The following is a 19,495-nucleotide window of genomic DNA, read 5'->3' as shown; positions in this document are numbered from 1 at the left end:
CGTCGGATCAGGCGGCGAAGCCGACCTCCACCTCGGTGCGGTCGCGGCGGGCATACATGTCCCAATAGTGGTCGCCCAGTTCGCTGTTGGTCATGCGCGGGATGCTGACCCCCGGCGGCACCACTTCGGGGTGCTCGTCGACCATGCGTTCCGCCTCGCTGTCGCCGATCAGTACGCCGATGTTCATCAGCCCCACGTGAACGCCGGTATCGTGCAATTCCTCGGCCAGTTGCAGCACGTAGGCCCGCTGCGCGGCCAGGGCCACACCGAAATTCGCCAGATAGGGCATGACGGTGTGCGCGGACGCGCCCGACGAGAACAACAGGGCGCCGCTGTCGCGCTCGAGCATGGCGGGCAGCAGGGCGCGGGCCATCAGGATGGGGGAGTGCAGCTTCAAGCTCATGGGGAGGCGCAGGTCCGCGAGGTCCACGGCGCGGGTGGACGGCGTGCGGTCGGTCATCTCGGCGGCCGCGCCGTGGAGTGCGACATCGATGTCGCCGAAGGTCTGCCGAATGGCCGCGATGGCGTCGTCGATCTGGTCCGCGGCGGTGACGTCGGCGGGGAATGCCCGAGCTTCGATGCCCTCGGCTTGCAGGTCGGCCACGTGCTGCGCGGCCTTGCCGGGTTTGCGGCCGATGACGGCTACGCGGAACCCCTCTCGCCCGAAGCGTCGTGCGACGCCCATGCCGAGGCCGGGGCCGAAACCGAAGATCGCGATGGTCTTGCTCATGCTCGCTCCTCGCTAAGTTGAGCAATGGTTCAAGTTATGCGGTCGACGCTAACACGAAGTTGAACCTATGCTCAACATAAATCTCGGCCCCGATTTGTAGGATCGGCGCATGCCCGCCCAGAGACCACTCCGCCTCGACGCCCGCCGCAATCGCGACGCGCTGGTGACGGCGGCGCGTGAGGTTTTCGCCGAACGCGGACTCGACGCGCCGCTCAAGGAGATCGCCGCTCGTGCGGGCGTGGCCATCGGCACCCTCTACAACCGCTTCCCGGCGCGCGACGATCTGATCGCGGCTGCCGTCGAGGACCGCATCGAGGCGGGCGGTCGCATCGCGGAAGCCGCTCTGGCCGTGGATGATCCGTGGGATTCGTTCGTCTACCTCGTCGAGAAGATCTGTGAGCTGCAGGCTCACGACCGTCTGCTCAACGAGCTCGCGCTGCGGGCCGCGCCCAGCCCGGAGATCGCCGCCCAGCGCGATCGCGGACACGCCGTCATGCGCGAAATCATCACGCGCGCACAGGATGCCGGGGTACTGCGGGCCGACTGGGCGCTCGAGGACATCGCGTTCATCACCTGGTCGCACACCCGGGTGGTGGAGCAGACCGCGGGCATCGCCCCGGAAGCGTGGCGTCGCAATCTGGCGCTGATATTGGACGGTCTGCGTGCGGAAGCCGCTCACCCGCTGCCGGTTCCGCCGATCAGTGCCGACCAGTTGAACCACTCGCTGCTCGCCGATCCGGACCGCGACTGAACTCAGAACGCCGACCCGGAGAAACGGCGGAATCAGCTCCGGTTACCGTCGGATGGTTAGTCGTTCGCTCGAAGTTGTTGGAGGTAGTGGAAATGGCTGGGATCCCCGCAGTACCGACGTCGCTGCTCGCGGCCGGTGGACTCACCGGCGGCTTCGCGCTCGCCCAGGCCACCAAGAAGCGTCAGCTCGGCGGCGCGGTGTTCGCGGCGGGCACGGCGGCCGCGTTCCCGCGCTGGCGCAAGACCGTCGGCACCGGTGGCGCGGCCGCGCTGACCGGGCTCGCCATCGGCGCGATGGGCGCCTCGCACCCGCTGGCCAAGAAGATCGGCGCCTGGCCGTCGGTGGCCGTGGTGTCGAGCGTCGTCGCCGTGGCCGCGTGGGCCGCGGTCGATCGTCGCGCCTGATTCATCCGCCGGTCCTCCGGCGTGTTTCGGACCGTAAGGTTCCATCACGTGCCGGGGGGCCGTCCGCGCAATACCGTGGAGTATGCGCACTTTCGTACATCTGCTGCTGTTCGTCGCCGCCATCGCGGTGGCGGTCGGGGTTTTCGGTCCGCTGGTCGGCACGGTCGACGCGCGGAATGTCCAGTTCACCGATCTGCGAAACGGGTTCGCCCAGGGCCGGATGCTGGAGCAGATCGGGGCGCAGTCGGGCAGCTTCGTGACCTCCCTGGCCATCGGGCTGCTGGGGGCGGCGGCGCTGGTGCTGGTGGCCGCACTGGTCGGGTCGCGCCTGATCGGCTGGATCGGGGTGCTCGCCGGGCTGGCCGGACTCGGCGTCCTGACCTGGCGGCTCGATCAGCGTTTCGACCACGAACTACGCACCGACTACCGGCATCTGCTCAGCGGTACGTGGGGCCTGTACCTGGTCGGCGGCGGCCTGCTGCTGTCGCTCCTGCTCCTGCTCGTGCCGCGCGAGCGTCGCCTGGCCCCGCCGCCCGGTCCGCGTTTCTGATTATTCGGACAAGCGCCGGCTGTGCCCGGAATTACATGCGGGCCGGGCGGTGAGTGGACTCATGATGCCGGGAATCGGGCCGCTTATTACGTTGGAACTGCAATATGTTCCCGGCCCGAAAGATCTGACGCATGCCCATCATCAACCTCGGTTCCGCCGCCCTCGACCTCGCCAACAGCGTGACCGCGCTCGCCGCGAACGTCACCTACCTGCTCAAGGCGTGGGGCCTGGCCTGATCCGACGTCGGCAACACACGGAACCGCCTCCATGGGGGCGGTTCCGCGCAGAGAGCGGCGGTCACCCGCGCAACAACGCGGTCTGGACCTTGCGCAGGCGTTCCACATCACCGCGGAAACCGGCCACCGCGTCGTTGTAGAGGAACGCCTCCCACAACCTGACCAAGGCGTAGGCCAGGGTGTCGCGTTCGATCGGCGGGCGGTAGCCCTCGGTCTCGGCGCGTTCGATGTGCCGCTCGATCAGGGCGACGGCGGTCTGGTGCACCACGCCGTCACCGCGGGTGATCAGGCGCAGGGCCGCGGTGGACTCGTTGTCGAAGTAGGCGCGCAGGGCGTCGTTGGCGACCAGCAGGTCGATGGTCCGGTCGAGCGTCGCGGTGAGCCGTTCGCCGCCCGAACCGCGGGTGCGGCGATCGGCCAGCGCCACCACCTTCTCCAGCTGCCGAGCCACCGCCGCGCCCAGCAGGCCGTCACGGGAGCCGAACCAGCGGTAGATGCTGGCGCGCCCCACACCCAGCTGGGCGGCAATAGCATTGACGTCCAGCCGTTTTCCTTCCAGGAACACGGCGATCGACGCCTCCAGCACATCCTCTCGGCTCGCCGAGGCCGGCCGGCCCGGCGCCCTGGTTCCTTCCGCGCGTGTCACGCGGACAGCTTAGGAGCCAGATACTCCGACAGCGTGCGCGCGGTCGTCGCGCGGCCCAGCGCGAGGGCGGTGCGCAGCACCTCGGGATCGCGGTCGATGCGGCCGATGTCGGGTGCGTCGCGCGGCGGCCGGATCTGCAGCACGGCCGGATCGGACTCGAAATCGCGTTCGTCACTGTGATGCCGCTCGACCCGCGACAGCCAGGGCTCGACGGTTCCGGGCGCGTGCCGGGACAGGAATCGTGCCACCACCCGGGATTCCACACTCGACGGGGGACGCATGGTCTCGTCGTCGCGACGGGTGCGCAGCACCAGCACCCGAGTCGCGCCCTGCGCCAACGCCGTTCGCACCGGCACCGACTCGGAGAGCCCGGCATCCACAAACCGGCGCGCGCCGATCCGCACCGGCCGCCCGGCCAGGATCGGCAGACAGGTCGAGGCCCGCAACGCCGTCTGCACCGAGCGCGCATCGCTGAGTTCGGGATGCAGGTCGACGGCCGCGCCGGTGTCGGCGTCGGTGGCGATGGGGTGAAAGGTGATGGGATTGGCCAGGATCGCCGGGAAATCCATCGGCACGATCCGCTCGTAGACGGTGTGCACCAGATAGTCGGTGTCGACCACCTTGCCGCCGCGCAGCGCCCGGACCGGATTGATGACCCGGTTGATCACCTCCGGATTCCAGGCCCGCCGCGAATCCAGCGCGCGCCCGCACAGCAGCCAGGCCGCGTTCAACGCGCCCGCGGACGCCCCGTACACGGCGTCGAAGCAGGGCAGCACCCCCAATTCCTCGATGGCCACGGCCATTCCGTGCGAGTAGGCGCCGCGCGAGGAGCCGCCCTCGATGACCAGCGCGAGCCGGTGCCCATCCGTGCGGCGACCGGGCGCGCTGTCCTCGCGGTGGCGGCGGGCGAGGAGTTCGCCGACGCCGAGGGTGCGGTCGTCGTCGAACACGGGGGTGCGGTCCTGGTCGGACAAGGGCGGTCCTTCGGGGTGAGGGCTTCGGGCGCGATTCGAGTATACGATCCTATTTGAGACACGTGAATCCGTGTGTATCATTTCCGGCGATGGCGTGGGTAGCCATGAAACTGGAGGTCAACGCATGCAACTAGCGCTCACCGACGACGAGCTCGCCTTCCGCGACGAGCTGCGCGCGTTCTATCGGAGCGAAATCCCGGCCGACATCCGCAACCGGCACCGGCACGGCCAGGAACTCAGCAAGGACGACATCGTCACCACCCAGCGCATCCTCAACGCGCACGGGCTGGCCACCCCGAACTGGCCGGTCGAATGGGGCGGCAAGGACTGGACCCCGATCCAGCGCCACCTCTGGCACGACGAGATGCAGCTGGCCTCGGTGCCCGAGCCGCTCACCTTCAACACCAACATGATCGGCCCGGTCATCGCGCACTTCGGGTCCCAGGAACTCAAGCAGCGCTTCCTGCCGGCCACCGCCAACCTCGACATCTGGTGGTGCCAGGGCTTTTCCGAGCCCGAAGCCGGTTCCGACCTGGCCGGGCTGCGCACCGTCGCGGTCCGCGACGGCGACGAATACGTGATCAACGGCCAGAAGACCTGGACCACCGCCGCCCAGTCCGCCGACTGGATGTTCTGCCTGGCCCGCACCAACCCGGACGCCCCCAAGAAGCAGGCCGGCATCTCCATGCTGCTGTTCCCGCTCGACACCCCCGGCGTGACCGTGCGGCCGATCAAGCTCATCGACGGCGGCCACGAAGTCAACGAAGTGTTCCTGGAGAACGTCCGGGTACCCGCGAATCAGCTGGTGGGCGAAGAGAACCAGGGCTGGACCTACGCCAAGTTCCTGCTCGGCAACGAACGCACCGGCATCGCCGCCGTCGGCCAGACCAAGGTGCGCCTGTGGCTGGCCAAGGAACACGCCAAGCAGACCCGTCTCGGCGACCGCACCATGCTCGACGACCCGCTGTTCGCCACCCGCCTCGCCGAACTCGAAAACGAGCTACTGGCACTGGAACTCGTGCTGCTGCGGGTGGCGTCGGGCTCCGCCGACGGCAAACCCAACCCGGTCTCCTCGATCCTCAAACTGCGCGGCACCGAACTGCAACAGGCGGTCACCGAACTGCTCGTCGACATCGCCGGCCCGGATTCCCTCGCCCGCGAAGACGAGTCGAATCCCGATTGGGCTCGGCGCAGCACCGCCACCTACCTGAACTATCGCAAGACATCGATCTACGGAGGATCCAACGAGGTGCAGCGTGGCATCATCGCCTCGACGATCCTCGGATTGTGAGGCAGCACCATGGATTTCGATCTCACCCCCGAACAGGAAATGCTCCGCGACACCGTGCGCGACCTGCTCGCCCGCGATAGCCGAGCGGACCGCTGGAGCACCTTCGCCGAAATCGGTCTCCTCGGACTGACCTTCGCCGAGGATGAAGGCGGCATGGGCGCCGGACCCATCGAAGCCATGCTCGTCATGACCGAGATCGGCCGCGGCCTCGCCCCCGAACCGGTCCTGGACTGCGCGCTGCTGCCCGGCACCCTCGTCTCGGCCGTCGGCAGCGAGGTACAGCGCAAGGATCTGCTGCCGCGCGTCGCCGAGGGTGAACTGAAACTCGCCTTCGCCCACAACGAGCCGGGACTGCGCTGGCCTGCCGCCGAGATCGCCACCCAGGCGGTCCGCGACGGCGACGGCTGGCGTATCACCGGACGCAAACACCCGGTTGCTCATGGTGATTGCGCGGACACTCTCGTCGTCAGCGCGGTGAGTGGTGACGGTGTCGGATTGTTCCTGGTCGCTCCCGCCGACCCCGGCGTCCGGTTGCGGCCGTACACCACGCATGACGGGCAACGGGGCGCGGACATCGAATTCGACGGTGCTCTGGCCGAGCCGCTAGGCGACGCCGCCGACGCTACCGAGGCCATTCGCGCGGCCCTGGCCGGAGCTCAGGCCGCGCTGTGTGCCGAGGCTGTTGGGGCGATGGAGGAATCGCTGCGGCTTACCGCTGAATACCTGAAGACTCGCAAACAGTTCGGTGTGCCGCTGCGTACCTTTCAGACTCTCACCCAGCGGGCTGCCGACATGTACGTGTCGCTGGAGTTGGCGCGTGGCATGAGTATGTATGCGTCCATGTCTCTCGCTGACGGGGTTGTCGATCCGATGGTTGCGTCTCGTGCCAAGCTGCGTATCGGGCGGTCTGCCAGGCACATTGGGCAGGAGGCTATCCAGATGCACGGTGGTATCGGTATGACCGACGAGTATCCGGTTGGCCACTACACGGCGCGATTGAATGCCATCGAACACACGCTCGGCGACTCGGCTGACCATTTGCGGTATCTCGGGGGGCATGTCGCTGACTATCAGATGGTTGAGATCTGATCGAAGAGCCGAAGAACAAAAGATACAAGACGCCTGGAGAAGGGAGAGGGGCTGGCTGGGTTGGGGAGGCTCACTCACCTACCAGCCCCATTACGGCTCGGCCGTGGATCGGCCCGGTGTGGGGTACAAGCACTCTGAAGTTGTCGAGGTACACGCACCGTGAAGGTGCCGGGAGGAAAGAAGATTCGAGGTCGTCTCGAGTGTTTGGGTCTTGGGTCTTTGGGCTTGTGTCTCGAGAAGGTGATCCGTGCAGTCCGTGGGCCGGGATCGGCGGGTTACGGCTCCCGGCTTGGCGTCAGCTCAAGTGCGGTAGGGCAGGCGAGGCGACCACACTCTATGTAGTTTTGCGCACGCCAGCAGGATACGAGCAGCACTGGTTTCACGCTGCCCGTGAGCGCCACTTTCGGCAACTCGAATCGATCGCAGCCGCGATCGACTGCCCGACGTGATGACGATCGTTCACGCGCGGTGTGCCGGTGGGGTCAACACTCTTCGGTGCAATCCACCCGGTGCGGCCCCGATACGGTGAGTTTTTCCCCATAACAACGGTTTTCCAGCCATCAGGCCCATCGTTGATCAACGCGTGGCAGTGATCGCAGGCGAGTGTCAGGTTGTTGATGTCGGTTGGGCCGCCTTTTGCCCAGTCGGTGACGTGGTGGGCGGCGCACATACTGGCTGGTTGTTCACACCCCGGGCGGGTGCATCCCTTGTCGCGGGCGATCAGTGCCAGGCGTTGGGCTCGGTTGGCGGTGCGGCGGGAACGTTGCAGGTACAGCGGCATCCCGTCGCCGTCGAGGACCGCGATCACCGGGTGAGTGCCCTCGGCCATCTTCAGCGCTTCGTTGATCGAGACCTGGGTGCCGGTGTTGGTGGTGGCCACCCCGGTCCCGTTCTCGAGGTCGGTGAGGCTCATGGTGAGCACGACCTCGACGGGCAGGCCCCGGTGCATGCCGAGTGCACGCATGTTCACGCCCGGCTGCATCAGGGCGAGCATGGCGTCGTGGGTGCGCTGCCCGGCATCACGCCGGTCACGGTGCGCGGCGGCATCGAGAACACTGTCGGCGATGAACCCGCCACTGGCGGTGGGGCTTTCCGGGTCTTCGAGGTTGCACATGCCGGGCCGCGCGAGTTTGGCGAACACCGCATCCAGGCATGCCCGCAGTTCGGGGGTGATCCAGCCTTCGATGCGGGACATGCCGTCTACGCCGGGGCGGCACAGGGTGATCCCGCGGCGACGGCGACGGTCGGCATCGGAGACAACCTTCCCGTCCGGATCCAGCCGCGCCAGGATGTCCCGGCCGATCTTCGGCAGATCATCCGGCCAGCCCTCACGCGAGTAGTCGACGAGGATCTCCTCGGCCTCTGCGCGTGCTTCGGTGGGGATTTCGGTCGGGAGGTGGTCCATGACGTCCATGATGTTGCGGACGTGATCACGGGAAATCTCCCCGGCGGCAAACGCTTCCGCCATGACAGGGAGCACCGCGGGCCGCAGGTGTCCGCTTGGTTCGAAAAATTCCCCGCAATGGTGGGTGATCTTCACCCGCAAGGCCGCGTCATAACGCGACAAGCCGAGGGTGTGCCGAAGGAACGGCACCATCTTCCCCGCACCACTGCGCGCGTGCAGCGACCGTTCCCCGGCTTCGATGATCAGCCGCGTATCCAGCGCCGCGAGCTGCCGCTTGCAGGCTTCGAGCTGCTGCATCAACGCCACGACATCCTCATCGGAGAACTGGGCCATCGCCGAGTTCTGGATGGTTTCGGTCAGGGTCGAGACCGCGGCCGCCAGTTCAGCGATACCGCAGTCGTCGAGTGTCACCCCATTCGAATCCATGTGCTAATTCTACCCCGACCCAACCGCGATCGATAGCCGAATTGCATTGTGAATCAAGCCATTTCGGATATCGCATCGCTCCTTCGTCGAGGCCACCACAGCCGATCACCCAGATCGACCGCCAGCGCCGGCATCAGAACCGTCCGCACCACAAAGGTGTCGAGCAGCACCCCGAACGCCACCGCGAACCCGATTTCCGCCGCGAAAACCAAAGGCAGCGTGAGCAATGCCGCAAATGTCCCGGCCAATACGACGCCCGCAGCGGTAATCGTTCCGCTGGTCGTGCGCATCGCGATGACCGTCGCCGCGGCGGTATCGTGGTTCGCGGTCTCCTCACGGATTCTGGGCATCAGAAAGATGCTGTAGTCGATGCCCAAACTGACGAGGAATACGAAGGCCCACAGCGGAAACGACGGATCCGCGCCGGCGAAGCCCAGCACCCGGTCGAACACCACCGCGCTGACACCGAGGGCTGCCGCCAGCGACAGGACCACGGTCGCCAGCACCAGTGCGGGGGCGACCAATGCCCGGAGCAGGATCGCCATGACGACCAGAACCACCAACAGAACCAAGGGCACAACCAGATTACGGTCGTGACGGGCCGACACCTGGGTGTCCAGGGCTACCGCGCTGCTGCCGCCCACCATCGCGCCAGGCACCGCGTGCACCGCCGAGCGGAGATGTTTGACGGTAGCGAACGCCGCATCGCTCCAGGTGGTGTCGGCCGTTGTTGCCTCGAGATAGGCGAGACCGTCGACCTGCATAGGCGTCGAAATCATCACCACCCCAGAGACTCCCGCCGCCAGCTCCCGCAGCCGATCTGCCTCCGATGCCGGACCGATGATCTGCGCGGGATCTCCCGAACCCCCCGGAAAGTGCTCGAGCAGCAGTTGCTCACCGGCCACCGCGTCCGGGCGGGTTCGGAAAGTGTCCTGCGCCCGCAGTCCGGACGCGTGCAAGCCGAACAAACCCAAGGCGAGAAATGCCAGTATCACCGCGGTCACCTGCCACACCCGCCGTGGATGGGACGTGATCAGGCGTTCGAGGCCGCGGCCCCGCCGGCCGCAGGCGCGTTCCGAATCACCGAAACGTGGTGCGGCAGGCCAGAATATCCAGCGGCCACACAGCACCAGCAGCGCCGGGTACAGGGTGGTGAGGACGGCGAAGCTGACCAGGACGCCCGTCGCCATCACCGGGCCGAGGCTCTTGGTCGAGTTCAGATCGGCTACCACCAGACACAGCAGGCTCAGGGCGACCGTGACCGCACTCGCGGCGATCGCCGGTCCTGCGTGGCGGATCGCCGTGATCATGGCTGTGTATCGATTCTCGGTGCGCCGCAGCTCCTCTCGATAGCGTGCGGTGAGGAGCAGCGCGTAGTCGGTGCCCGCGCCGAAAACCAGGACGGTGAGCAGGAATTCGGTATCGCTGTTGACGGTGAGACCGGCATGCGCGGCCAGGAGGTAGATCAGCCCCTGGGCGATGGTCAAGGCCACTCCGACGCACAGTAGCGGCAACAGCCACAGCACCGGACTGCGATAGGTGACGAGCAGGATGACGATGACGATCGCGATGGTCACGTACAGCAGTGTCGAGTTCACCGCCGAGAACGCATCGGCGGAATCGGCCCCGTAGCCCGCCGGGCCGGTGACATGGACGCTCATGCCCGCGTCGGAGACGATCTCGCGGATCGACTTCACAGTGGGCAGGGCGCCCGTGACGCCCTTGTCTCCCACGCTGATCGGGACCACCACCTGAATCGCTTTGCCGTCGTCGGATACGACCGGACTCGAGATGGGCCCGCGCACCTGCGGCAGCATCCCGAACCGAATGGCGTCCGCCTCGGCCCGCGCTCGCGCGGATCCGCTCGAGACTGTGTCACCCCGGTCGTAGACGACCACCGCCGGATACACATCCGTCCCGATGAACCTTCCGGTCAGCTCGGAAACCTTTGTCGACTCAGCGCTTTTCGGAAGCCACGTGGTCGCGTCGTTCTTCTCCGCCCCGCCCAACTTGCCCGCGAGGCCACCGGTCGCGATGACCGCCACCACCCAGAAAGCGATGGCGACCCAAGCGATTCGCCGCACGCTATTCACCAGCCACCGGTACCGAGCGGGTGAGCTGATCGATCCGGGCGATGCGGCCGTCCGGGGCCAGCCGGCCGACCATGCAGATCTCCGTGGCCGTCGGTCCGGTCGTGCGCAGGGTCGCGAACAAGGTGTAGTGGGCGGCGATGCTGTCACCCGACAGCAGGGCGTGGTGCACGTGCACACGGACCGATTCGGCGTTCTTGCGGGCCGGGCGGGCATGGACGACCAAGGCCTGGCGGGTCAGGTGGAGGCCGTCGGTGCGGTAGTCGATGTCGGGGGTGAACCAGCGGTCGACCACGGCGGCCGGTTCGTCGGCGCCGAAGGCCATCTCGTGGGGGTAGGTGGTGAGGTACTCGTGCAGGTCGGATTCGCTTCGCATGCGGCCACAGTGCGGGGCAGGCCTCACAACGGGCTCACAGCGCGCTCACATCCGCGCGTACTGCACCCGCATCACATGCTCACGCGAGCTGATCGCGGTCGTGATCGTGCCGCTCCCGCGCCCTCCGTTCACAGGCCCCGGCCTCGGTCGCTACCCGTAGGCAGGCTTCGATCGCCGCGAGGGCCTCGGCCCGCAGGAGGGCACGGCCGCGCTCGTAAGCGGTCGCGGCCACCTCGCGGCCGAGAGCGGCGTCCAGTTCCGTTCGGAGCGCTACGATGTCGGGATAGCCGGCATCGGGAGCGCCGCGCAGGGAATGTCCGGCTCCCAGCGCCTCGGCGGCCGCTTCGGCTGCCCCGCCCGCCAGGCAGGTTCGCGCCACGCCGACGCTCACCTCGGCGGCCATCGGCAAGTCCCGGATCGCCACCGCGTTCGCCCACGCGTCGGCACAGTGGGTGGCGGCCGCCGCGATCCGGCCCTCGGCCGCGCGGAGCAGACCCATCCGCAGGCCGAACATGGCTCGGTACGACCGGTCCTCGCCGACGGCCCGGTTCAAGTCGGCCTCGACCCGGCGCAGACAGCGCGCGGATTCGGCCGGGTCCCTGTCGAATCGCGCGATATCGGCCGCCAACAGTTGAGTCATGACCGTGTCACCGGCCGAGAGAGACTCCTGAGCCAGTGCGGTCAGGTCCGACCGCGCGGCCTCCACCTCGCCGGAATGCAAGCGCACCATGACCAGCCACACCCGCAGCGCGACAGGCCTGCCCAACTCCTCCGCCGCGACCAGCGCCGCCGCCATCGCCTCCTCGCCCCCGCCGAAATCGCCGAGCGCGGCCCGCGTGAACGCCAGGTACGTCAGCGCCGTCGACCATCCCCATCGCTCCCCGGCCGCCTCGAAACACTCCGTGGCCATCCGCAAATCCGCGTCCAGCAGCGCCAGCCCGGACTCATTGGCATGCAAGAACGATCGCACCAACCAGAACATCCCCCGAGTCCACGCATCCGGATGCCCCAGCCACGGCTCCACCACCTCCAGCCCCGCATCAACCCGCTCGGCCGCCAATGCCACCAGTGCCCAAGCCAATTCCGCCGCGCCGTCCGCCTCCTGACCCGGTGCTGCACCCGCTTCCGCCGCTGGAGCAGGTCCTCCTGCCGCCGACGTCGCAGATCCTGCCGCCGCCCCATCGGTCAGCGGGGTTTGGCCGGGCGATCTGCCCGGCTGCTGATTCGGTGAGGCCGGTCGATGTGCGGCAGCGCCGGCGGCAGGGAGATCGATGCCGCTCCAGCGGCGGATGTGGTCGGTGGCGGCGGCGAGTTCGGTGGCCTGGGCCGCGAGCATGGAGTGGAGGGCGAACGCGGCGGCCAGCGGCGGGTGGGGGTGGGCGGGCGATTGCTCGAGGATCGGGCGGAGCAGGCGGACCGCGTCGTGGTGGTTGGCGTGCAAGGCCCAATACATGCCGAGGGCGGAGCCCAGGCGGGCCGCGGTGGCGGTGTCGCCGGATTCCTGGGCGAAGCGGAGGGCCGCGATCAGGTGATCGCGGTCGGCGTCGAGGAGTTCGAGCCAGGGAAGCTGGTCGCGGCCGCGTAGGTGCGGGTGGGCGGACTCGGCGAGAATTGCGTAATAGGCCGTGTGGGCCGCCTTGGTCGAATCCAGTTCGCTTCGGGCGGTGAGCTGTTCGAGTCCGTAGGCGCGCACCGATTCGAGCATGCGGTAACGGGGTTGTGGCGCTGAGACAATGGGATCGGAGTCGGTGACGTCCACGAGTTGCAGCAGCGACTTGTCCAGCAGTGCTTCCAGTTCGGCCGCGTTCACGCCGATGCCCTCGGCTGCGGGCGGGGTGAACGGGGCGGGAAAGGCCGACAGGCGGGCCAAGGCGGTCCGTTGCGCGGCGTCGAGAAGCTCCCAGTCCCAATCCAATACAGCGCGCAGCGTGCGGTGGCGGGGGAGTGCGGTGCGGTTGCCGCCCGACAGGACGGTGAAGCGATCCCCCAGTCGGGAGCGCAGCACGGACAGGGGCATGACGCGCAACTTCGCGGCGGCGAGCTCCAGCGCCAAGGGCAGTCCATCCAGCCGGCGGCAGATCTCGGCGACGGTTTCGAGGTCGGCCTCGGTCGGCTCGAGCTCCGGGCGGATCGCCGCGGCCCGATCCAGGAACAGCCGGACCGACGGATAGTCGGCGGCATCAGCCGAATTCGCCGACGGCACCGCCAAAGGGGCTGTTTCCCACAGTGTTTCCCCGGCGATACCCAGCGATTGACGGCTGGTCGCGAGAACACACAGCTGCGGGACCCGGCCGAGGAGATCCTCGGCGAAGCGGGCGACCCCGTCGATGAGATGCTCACAGTTGTCGAGCACCAGCAGGGTCGGCGCGGTCGGCAATGCCTCGGCCAGCAGCCCTGTCGGATCGGCGGCCGAGTGCTCGATCGTCCGCGACGGCGCCACCCCCAGTGCCGCCGCCACGGCTTGCGGTAGATCCGAAGAATCGGTTACCGCCGCCAGTTCCGCCATTCCCACCCCGCCCGCGAACCGCCCACCCACCTCATTCGCGACGGCCACCGCCAACCGGGTTTTCCCAGCCCCGCCCGGCCCCACCAACGTCACCAGCCGCTCGCTTCCGGTCAGCCTCCCGACCTCGCCCAGCTCCAGCTCCCGCCCGATGAATCTGGTCAACGGAACCCGCAGTCGCGCCGCCGAACTCGCACCCGTCTCGCTTGTGGTGCGCGGATCCCGAAGCGCCACTGCCGAATCCGGCGAGTCCCCGGCGTGGCTGTCCGGAGCCTCGCCGCGGAGCAGCTTCAGGTGGACAGCGGCGAGTTCCGGACCGGGGTCGATGCCCAATTCGGCAGCCAGCAGGGTTCGGTAGCGGTCGTAGGCGGTGAGGGCTTCGGCAGTCCGGGCGGCGTCGTGGAGGGCCTGGATATGAAGGAGGCGAGGGCGCTCACGGAGGGGGTGGGCGGCGAGGAGGGCTTCGAGTTCGGTGATCAGGAGCGGGTCGCCGGCCCGGGCGGGCAGCTCGATTGCCAGGGCCGATTCGGTGGCGATGACGCGGAGTTCGTCCAGGCGGGTGGCGGTGGCCGCGGCGAAAGGGAGGGTCGCGATGTCGCTGAGGGCGGGGCCACGCCACAATGCCAGCGCCTCGCGCAGTTGCTGGACGGCGCGAGTCCGGTCGCCGCGTCCGGTGCTCACCGAGCCGCCCCGAACCAGACGTTCGAAACGGTGGATGTCCACGGACAGGCCGGCGATATCGAGCAGGTAGCCGCCGGCGCCCGAGCGGATCGGCGCTTCGGCCGGCAGGGTGCGGCGGAGGCGGGAAACCAGCTCGTGCAGTGCGTGTTCGGGGCGTTTGGGCGGGGTCTCGGGCCATAGATCGGTGATCAGCGTCCCCACGCTCACCGTGCGGCCGGGGTCCAGGGCCAGTCGAATCAATAGTCCCCGCAGTCGTGTTCCTGCGACGGGGATCGGCCGGTTGTCGGCCGAAACCTCCAGTGGGCCCAGGATCGCGATGCGCACTCCGCGAGTCTGGCACGGCGGCACACCGTGTACCGCAATCCGCTCGACCCCCCGAGCGGGTTCCGGTCCGCGACGGCGTCAGTGCGCCGGGGACAGTAGGCGGGTTCGCTGGCGGGCTTCCTCTTCGGCGCAGGTGGTCGTGAGGGCGCGGTGGCGGTTGGTGCGGACGGCGGCGCTGAAGAGCTGGTATTCGGCCGAGGGGACGCAGACTTCGCGATAGGGATGTCGCTGGCCGACGCGGCGCTGTGGGCCGGGGATGACTACACCGCGGCGGGGGTCGGGACCGGTCTCCTGGTCACGGACCCACGTCTGCATGATGTGCGAATCGATACTGGGCAGGTATTCCACCGCACGATCCCATTCCAGGCCCTCCACCTGCATCGGATCGGCGACCGCGGTGACGACGACAGCGTATGCCGCACCGACGGAGTTGTCCGCCATTGGATCTACCCCCTGTCCATGCTCGAGATCTCCGGCGTTGCGCGGGGAATGTTCAGGATACTTCGAAAGATCTTGCACTACTGAGTGTTTCGCTGTACCCGCAAGTGGGCTGCGGGTACTCGTCAGTCTTCGGGGGTGCGAATCGGGCAGGTGCCGACGGAATTCCGGCCCCGTCGCGCGGGTCGAGCGGGGGTGGTCGCAGTGGCGCGAATCACCCCGTGAACGCATCCAGGAATACCCCTCCGGCCCGCTATGTTCAAGTGGTTGCCATATCCACCAAATGTGGACGCGCCCCTAGGAGGACCCGTGCAGTTCGGAATTTTCAGCGTCGGCGACGTGACGATGGACCCCACCACCGGCCGGACGCCCAGCGAGGCCGAGCGCATCCAGGCCATGGTCAGCATCGCCCTCAAGGCCGAAGAGGTCGGTCTCGACGTCTTCGCCACCGGCGAGCACCACAACCCGCCCTTCGTGCCCTCCTCGCCGACCACCATGCTCGGCTACGTCGCGGCCAAGACCGAGAAGCTGATCCTCTCGACCGCAACGACGCTGATCACCACCAACGACCCGGTCAAGATCGCCGAGGACTTCGCCATGCTGCAGCACCTGGCCGGCGGCCGGGTGGACCTCATGATGGGCCGCGGCAACACCGGGCCCGTCTACCCCTGGTTCGGCAAGGACATCCGCGACGGGCTGCCGCTCGCCATCGAGAACTACCACCTGCTGCGCCGCCTGTGGCGCGAACAGCGCGTGGACTGGGAAGGCAAGTTCCGCACCCCGCTGCAGGGCTTCACCGCCACCCCGGCACCCCTGGACGGCACCCCGCCGTTCGTGTGGCACGGCTCCATCCGCTCGGCCGAGATCGCCGAGCAGGCCGCCTATTACGGTGACGGCTTCTTCCACAACAACATCTTCTGGGACATGCAGCACACCAAGCAGATGGTGAACCTGTACCGCCGGCGCTTCGAGCACTACGGGCACGGCGCGGCCGAACAGGCCATCGTCGGACTCGGCGGGCAGGTGTTCATGGCCGAGACCGAGGCCGCGGCCAAGAAGTTCTTCCGGCCCTACTTCGACAACGCGCCCGTCTACGGGCACGGTCCGTCGATGGAGGACTTCACCGAACTGACCCCGCTCACCGTCGGCACCCCCGAACAGGTCATCGAACGCACCCTCGGCTTCGCCGACAGCGTCGGCGACTACCAGCGGCAGCTGTTCCTCATGGACCACGCCGGCCTGCCGCTGGAGGTGGTGCTCGAACAGCTCGAGATCCTCGGCAAGGAGGTCGTGCCGGTGCTGCGCAAGGAATTCGAGGCGCGCCGCCCCGCCGGAGTGCCCAGCGATCCGCCCACCCACGCGTCGCTGGTCGCCGCCGGCCCCGACGCCCCGCACCACCTGGTCGAGCCCGCCCGCGAGCACGTGCTCGCCGAAAAGAACTGAGGCCGAGCATGAGTCGCAAACTGGTAGTACTGACCGCCGGGCTCTCGCAGCCCTCCTCCACCCGGCTGCTCGCCGACCAGCTCGCCGCCGCGGTCACCGCGGCGGTGGGCGGGCGCGGGGAGAGCCTCGAGGTCGAGGTCATCGAACTACGGGAACTGGCAAGCGATCTCGCCACCATGATGACCACCGGGCTGCCCACGCCCGCCGTGGCCGCGGCGCGGCAGCAGGTTTCCGACGCCGACGGGCTGATCGCGGTGACACCGGTGTTCACGGCCAGCTACAGCGGGCTGTTCAAGATGTTCATCGACGTCCTCGACACCGATTCGCTCAACGGCATGCCGGTGCTGATCGCCGCCACCGCGGGCACTGCCCGGCATTCGCTGGTGCTCGACCACGCCCTGCGGCCGCTGTTCTCCTATCTGCGTGCCGTCGTGGTCCCGACCGGCGTGTTCGCCGCCACCGAGGATTTCGGCTCCACCGGACTGGCCGAGCGCATCCACCGCGGGGCCGCCGAACTGGCCCAACTGATCGTCGCCGAACCGACCAGCGTGCAGGGCTTCCTGCAGGACGAGCCGATCCGGCACCGGACCTCCGGCAATGGTGTCGGCGCGGTACGGCCCTTCAGCGAACTGCTGGCCGGGCACACCGGCGACGGACGGTAACTAATCGATAGCTGAGTAGCATGAGCGGATGGCCCAGGACGTGTTGCCCGCCATCCCGCTCGACTCATGGCGGCCCACCAAGGAAACCCTGCACCGCTACGCCCAGATCGTCGGCAAGGTTGCCCTGGCCAAAGGCATCAGGCGCAACCACTGGTGGCACATGACCTACCGGCTCACCGCCCGCGGCTGGACCACCCTGCCGCTGGGCAGCGCCACCGACGGACCCGTCTTCACCTGCGCCTTCGACTTCTTCGACCACGCGCTGCGGATCTGCAACGACCGCGGCACCGAAGAGGAGGTGCCGCTCGCGGGCCAGTCGGTGGCGACTTTCTACACCGAGACCATGCACGCGCTGCGCAACCTCGGCGTCGACGTGGTCATCGCCCATCCCACGCCCTTCGATCTGCCCGACCACGGCCGGCCCTTCGACGAGGACGAGCAACACCACACCTACGACCCGGCCGCCGCGCAGCGCGCATTCCACGTGCAGAGCCAGGTCGGACGCATCCTGGAAGAATTCAGCGCCACCTACTCCGGCAAGATCAGCCCCGTCCAGATCTTCTGGCACACCTTCGACCTGGCGGTCCAGCGCTTCTCCGACCGCAAGATCCCCATGCCCGACAGCGTGGACCCGGTGACCCGCGAGGCCTACTCGCGCGAGGTGATCAGCGCCGGGTTCTGGTTCGGCGACGACAAGGTCCCCGCCCCGACCTTCTACTCCTACACCGCGCCCGAACCGGCCGGGCTCGCCGACCAGCCGCTGCGGCCCGCCCAGGCCCACTGGGTGGCCTCTGGGTCCGGGCACAGCGCCTACCTGCCCTACGACGACGTCCGGGCCAGCGCGGACCCGGTCGCCACCGCGCTGGACTTCTTCCAATCCGCATATGAGGCCGGATCGAGTCTCGCGCGCTGGGACGCTGTCGGTCTGGCCTGCCACAATGGCATCACAGATCCGGTGCTCACCACACCACGGCTGGGCTGGCCGGAATAACCCGATGCCCCGAACCGTCTCTCACACATAGTGTGTCGTATGGGAGATGCGGGAGGGTCACCATGGGGAGAAGGCCCGTGAGGCTTTCGCGTGTGGAGAAAAGGGGTCCAGATGCGTGAGGAACGCGTACCGAATCCGACGCTGACCGCATACCGCGAGACCGCCTTCACCGCCGGGCCCAGCACCCGGCTCGGGCTGATGGGCGCCCTGGTTCTCGGCAGCGTCATCCTGGTCTGGGCCGCCGAACGAGCCTCCAGCGAAGGCGACGACCACGGCTGGTTCGTCGCGGTCTCGGTTGCCGGACTGTTCGTGGCCCGCGGGCTGTACCTGCGCCGGCCCATCACCCTGCCGCACCTCACCGGCGCGGCCATGACCCTGGTCGTCTCCAACTTCAGCTACCGGACCGATCACCCGGGCGTCGGATTCGTGTTCCTGGCCGTCAGCGGCGCCATCCTGGTGCTGCCGCAGGGCAGCAAACCGCAACCCGAACAACTACCGCGAGTGGCCGAGCTGGTGCGGCGCAGCAGCAGGGATCCGCTGGCACCGTTCGCGCTGCACTCGTCCAAGACCTACTACTTCGACACCCACGGCTCCGCGGCGCTCGCCTATCGGGCCCGCCTCGGGTTCGCGGTCGTCTCCGGCGATCCGATCGGCGACCCGTCGCAGTTCCCGGGGCTGCTGACAGAGTTCTCGCTGTTCGCGGGCAGCCACGGGTGGCGCATCGCCGTGCTCGGCGCCAGCCCCGAAGTCAGCGAGTTGTGGCAGCAGCGGGCCGTCGACCATCGCGGACTGCGCGCCATCTCGGTGGGCCGGGACGTGGTCGTCGACGTCGACCGCTTCGACCTGGTGGGCCGCAAGTTCCGCAACTTGCGCCAGGCCGTGAGCCGCACCAAGAACGTCGGTGTGACCACCGAGATCCTGCCCGAGGTCGCGCTCACCGAACCGCAGCGCGAGAACCTGCTGTCCATCGTGGACGAATGGGGGACCGGACGGCAGACCCGCGGCTTCTCCATGATCCTCGACCACCTGCTCGACGGCCGGCACCCCGGCATGCTCGTGGTACTGGCCCGCGACGCCGACGGTGAAGTGGCCGGCTTCCAGCGCTACGGGTCCTCCGGCAACGGCCAGGACCTGAGCCTCGACGTGCCCTGGCGGCGGCACGACGCACCCAACGGGCTCGACGAACGCATGATCGTGGACCTGGTGGAGTACGCGCGCGACCACGGGATCAAGCGAATCTCGCTGGCGTTCGCGGCGTTTCCGGAGATCTTCGCCGACAAGCATCGGTCACGGACCATGCAGGCGGTGTATCTGGCGGTGCGACTGGGCGATCCGTTGATCCGGCTGGAATCGCTGTACCGATTCCTGCGGAAGTTCAATGCCTTCGGCGATCAGCGCTACGTGCTGATCCGCTGGCGCGAGGTGCCGATCGCGGCGCTGGCGCTGCTGTCGCTGGAGTTCGTGCCGCACCGCAAGCAGTACTGA

17 protein-coding genes are annotated in these 19,495 nt (G+C 68.0%); 9 read left to right on the top strand and 8 right to left on the bottom strand.

Annotation, left to right across the window (positions count from 1 at the left end):
* Positions 1-7 precede the first annotated feature (7 nt).
* Positions 8-730: an SDR family NAD(P)-dependent oxidoreductase gene (locus tag ACYVKL_RS12005; protein WP_379162166.1), complete on the bottom strand. Its 723-nt coding sequence runs from the start codon at positions 728-730 to the stop codon at positions 8-10.
* Positions 731-839: 109 nt separating this feature from the next.
* Here ACYVKL_RS12005 and ACYVKL_RS12000 point away from each other — a divergent pair, with 109 nt between their 5' ends.
* The 3 genes from ACYVKL_RS12000 to ACYVKL_RS11990 all read left to right on the top strand — a co-directional run bounded on the left by ACYVKL_RS12000 (position 840) and on the right by ACYVKL_RS11990 (position 2,435).
* A complete protein-coding gene (locus ACYVKL_RS12000) occupies positions 840-1,481 on the top strand; it encodes a TetR/AcrR family transcriptional regulator (RefSeq protein ID WP_379162163.1) in 642 nt (213 codons plus the stop codon).
* Positions 1,482-1,573: 92 nt separating this feature from the next.
* A complete protein-coding gene (locus tag ACYVKL_RS11995; protein ID WP_357086311.1) occupies positions 1,574-1,885 on the top strand; it encodes a hypothetical protein in 312 nt (103 codons plus the stop codon).
* Between the two features lie 82 nt (positions 1,886-1,967).
* Positions 1,968-2,435 (top strand): hypothetical protein, encoded by a 468-nt coding sequence (locus ACYVKL_RS11990; RefSeq protein ID WP_379162159.1) that lies wholly within the window; start codon positions 1,968-1,970, stop codon positions 2,433-2,435.
* Between the two features lie 297 nt (positions 2,436-2,732).
* On the opposite strand, the gene ACYVKL_RS11985 is transcribed toward ACYVKL_RS11990, so the two are convergent.
* Positions 2,733-3,317 (bottom strand): TetR/AcrR family transcriptional regulator, encoded by a 585-nt coding sequence (locus tag ACYVKL_RS11985; RefSeq protein WP_379162156.1) that lies wholly within the window; start codon positions 3,315-3,317, stop codon positions 2,733-2,735.
* Positions 3,314-4,291, bottom strand: a complete 978-nt coding sequence (locus ACYVKL_RS11980; RefSeq protein WP_379162153.1) for a patatin-like phospholipase family protein — start codon at positions 4,289-4,291, stop codon at positions 3,314-3,316. Before ACYVKL_RS11980 ends, ACYVKL_RS11985 begins: the two co-directional genes overlap by 4 nt.
* A gap of 124 nt (positions 4,292-4,415) precedes the next feature.
* On the opposite strand from ACYVKL_RS11980, the gene ACYVKL_RS11975 reads away from it, so the two are divergent.
* Both ACYVKL_RS11975 and ACYVKL_RS11970 read left to right on the top strand, forming a co-directional pair.
* Positions 4,416-5,582, top strand: coding sequence for an acyl-CoA dehydrogenase family protein (locus tag ACYVKL_RS11975; RefSeq protein WP_379162150.1), 1,167 nt, complete (start codon positions 4,416-4,418; stop codon positions 5,580-5,582).
* Positions 5,583-5,591: 9 nt separating this feature from the next.
* Positions 5,592-6,671: an acyl-CoA dehydrogenase family protein gene (locus tag ACYVKL_RS11970; RefSeq protein WP_379162147.1), complete on the top strand. Its 1,080-nt coding sequence runs from the start codon at positions 5,592-5,594 to the stop codon at positions 6,669-6,671.
* 379 nt (positions 6,672-7,050) lie between these two features.
* Here the strand turns inward: ACYVKL_RS11970 and ACYVKL_RS11965 are convergent, their stop codons facing one another.
* The 5 genes from ACYVKL_RS11965 to ACYVKL_RS11945 form a co-directional block, all read right to left on the bottom strand.
* Positions 7,051-8,502 carry an HNH endonuclease signature motif containing protein gene (locus tag ACYVKL_RS11965; RefSeq protein WP_379162144.1) on the bottom strand — a complete coding sequence of 484 codons (1,452 nt, stop codon included), beginning with the start codon at positions 8,500-8,502 and terminating at the stop codon, positions 7,051-7,053.
* Positions 8,503-8,555: 53 nt separating this feature from the next.
* Positions 8,556-10,586, bottom strand: a complete 2,031-nt coding sequence (locus ACYVKL_RS11960) for an MMPL family transporter (RefSeq protein WP_460771868.1) — start codon at positions 10,584-10,586, stop codon at positions 8,556-8,558.
* 1 nt (position 10,587) lies between these two features.
* Positions 10,588-10,968 carry a nuclear transport factor 2 family protein gene (locus tag ACYVKL_RS11955; RefSeq protein WP_379162141.1) on the bottom strand — a complete coding sequence of 127 codons (381 nt, stop codon included), beginning with the start codon at positions 10,966-10,968 and terminating at the stop codon, positions 10,588-10,590.
* Between the two features lie 79 nt (positions 10,969-11,047).
* Positions 11,048-14,476 (bottom strand): AfsR/SARP family transcriptional regulator, encoded by a 3,429-nt coding sequence (locus ACYVKL_RS11950; RefSeq protein WP_379162138.1) that lies wholly within the window; start codon positions 14,474-14,476, stop codon positions 11,048-11,050.
* Between the two features lie 78 nt (positions 14,477-14,554).
* On the bottom strand, positions 14,555-14,917 hold the full coding sequence (locus ACYVKL_RS11945) for a hypothetical protein (protein WP_379162135.1): 363 nt from the start codon (positions 14,915-14,917) through the stop codon (positions 14,555-14,557).
* Positions 14,918-15,223: 306 nt separating this feature from the next.
* On the opposite strand from ACYVKL_RS11945, the gene ACYVKL_RS11940 reads away from it, so the two are divergent.
* The 4 genes from ACYVKL_RS11940 to ACYVKL_RS11925 all read left to right on the top strand — a co-directional run bounded on the left by ACYVKL_RS11940 (position 15,224) and on the right by ACYVKL_RS11925 (position 19,495).
* Positions 15,224-16,357, top strand: coding sequence for an LLM class flavin-dependent oxidoreductase (locus ACYVKL_RS11940; protein ID WP_379162132.1), 1,134 nt, complete (start codon positions 15,224-15,226; stop codon positions 16,355-16,357).
* A gap of 8 nt (positions 16,358-16,365) precedes the next feature.
* Positions 16,366-17,019 (top strand): FMN reductase, encoded by a 654-nt coding sequence (locus ACYVKL_RS11935; RefSeq protein ID WP_379162129.1) that lies wholly within the window; start codon positions 16,366-16,368, stop codon positions 17,017-17,019.
* Between the two features lie 28 nt (positions 17,020-17,047).
* A complete protein-coding gene (locus ACYVKL_RS11930; RefSeq protein WP_379162126.1) occupies positions 17,048-18,010 on the top strand; it encodes a DUF5996 family protein in 963 nt (320 codons plus the stop codon).
* Positions 18,011-18,121: 111 nt separating this feature from the next.
* Positions 18,122-19,495 carry a bifunctional lysylphosphatidylglycerol flippase/synthetase MprF gene (locus tag ACYVKL_RS11925; protein WP_379162123.1) on the top strand — a complete coding sequence of 458 codons (1,374 nt, stop codon included), beginning with the start codon at positions 18,122-18,124 and terminating at the stop codon, positions 19,493-19,495.

Source organism: Nocardia tengchongensis (assembly GCF_054781395.1).
This window is presented reverse-complemented; position numbering and strand designations above follow the sequence as displayed.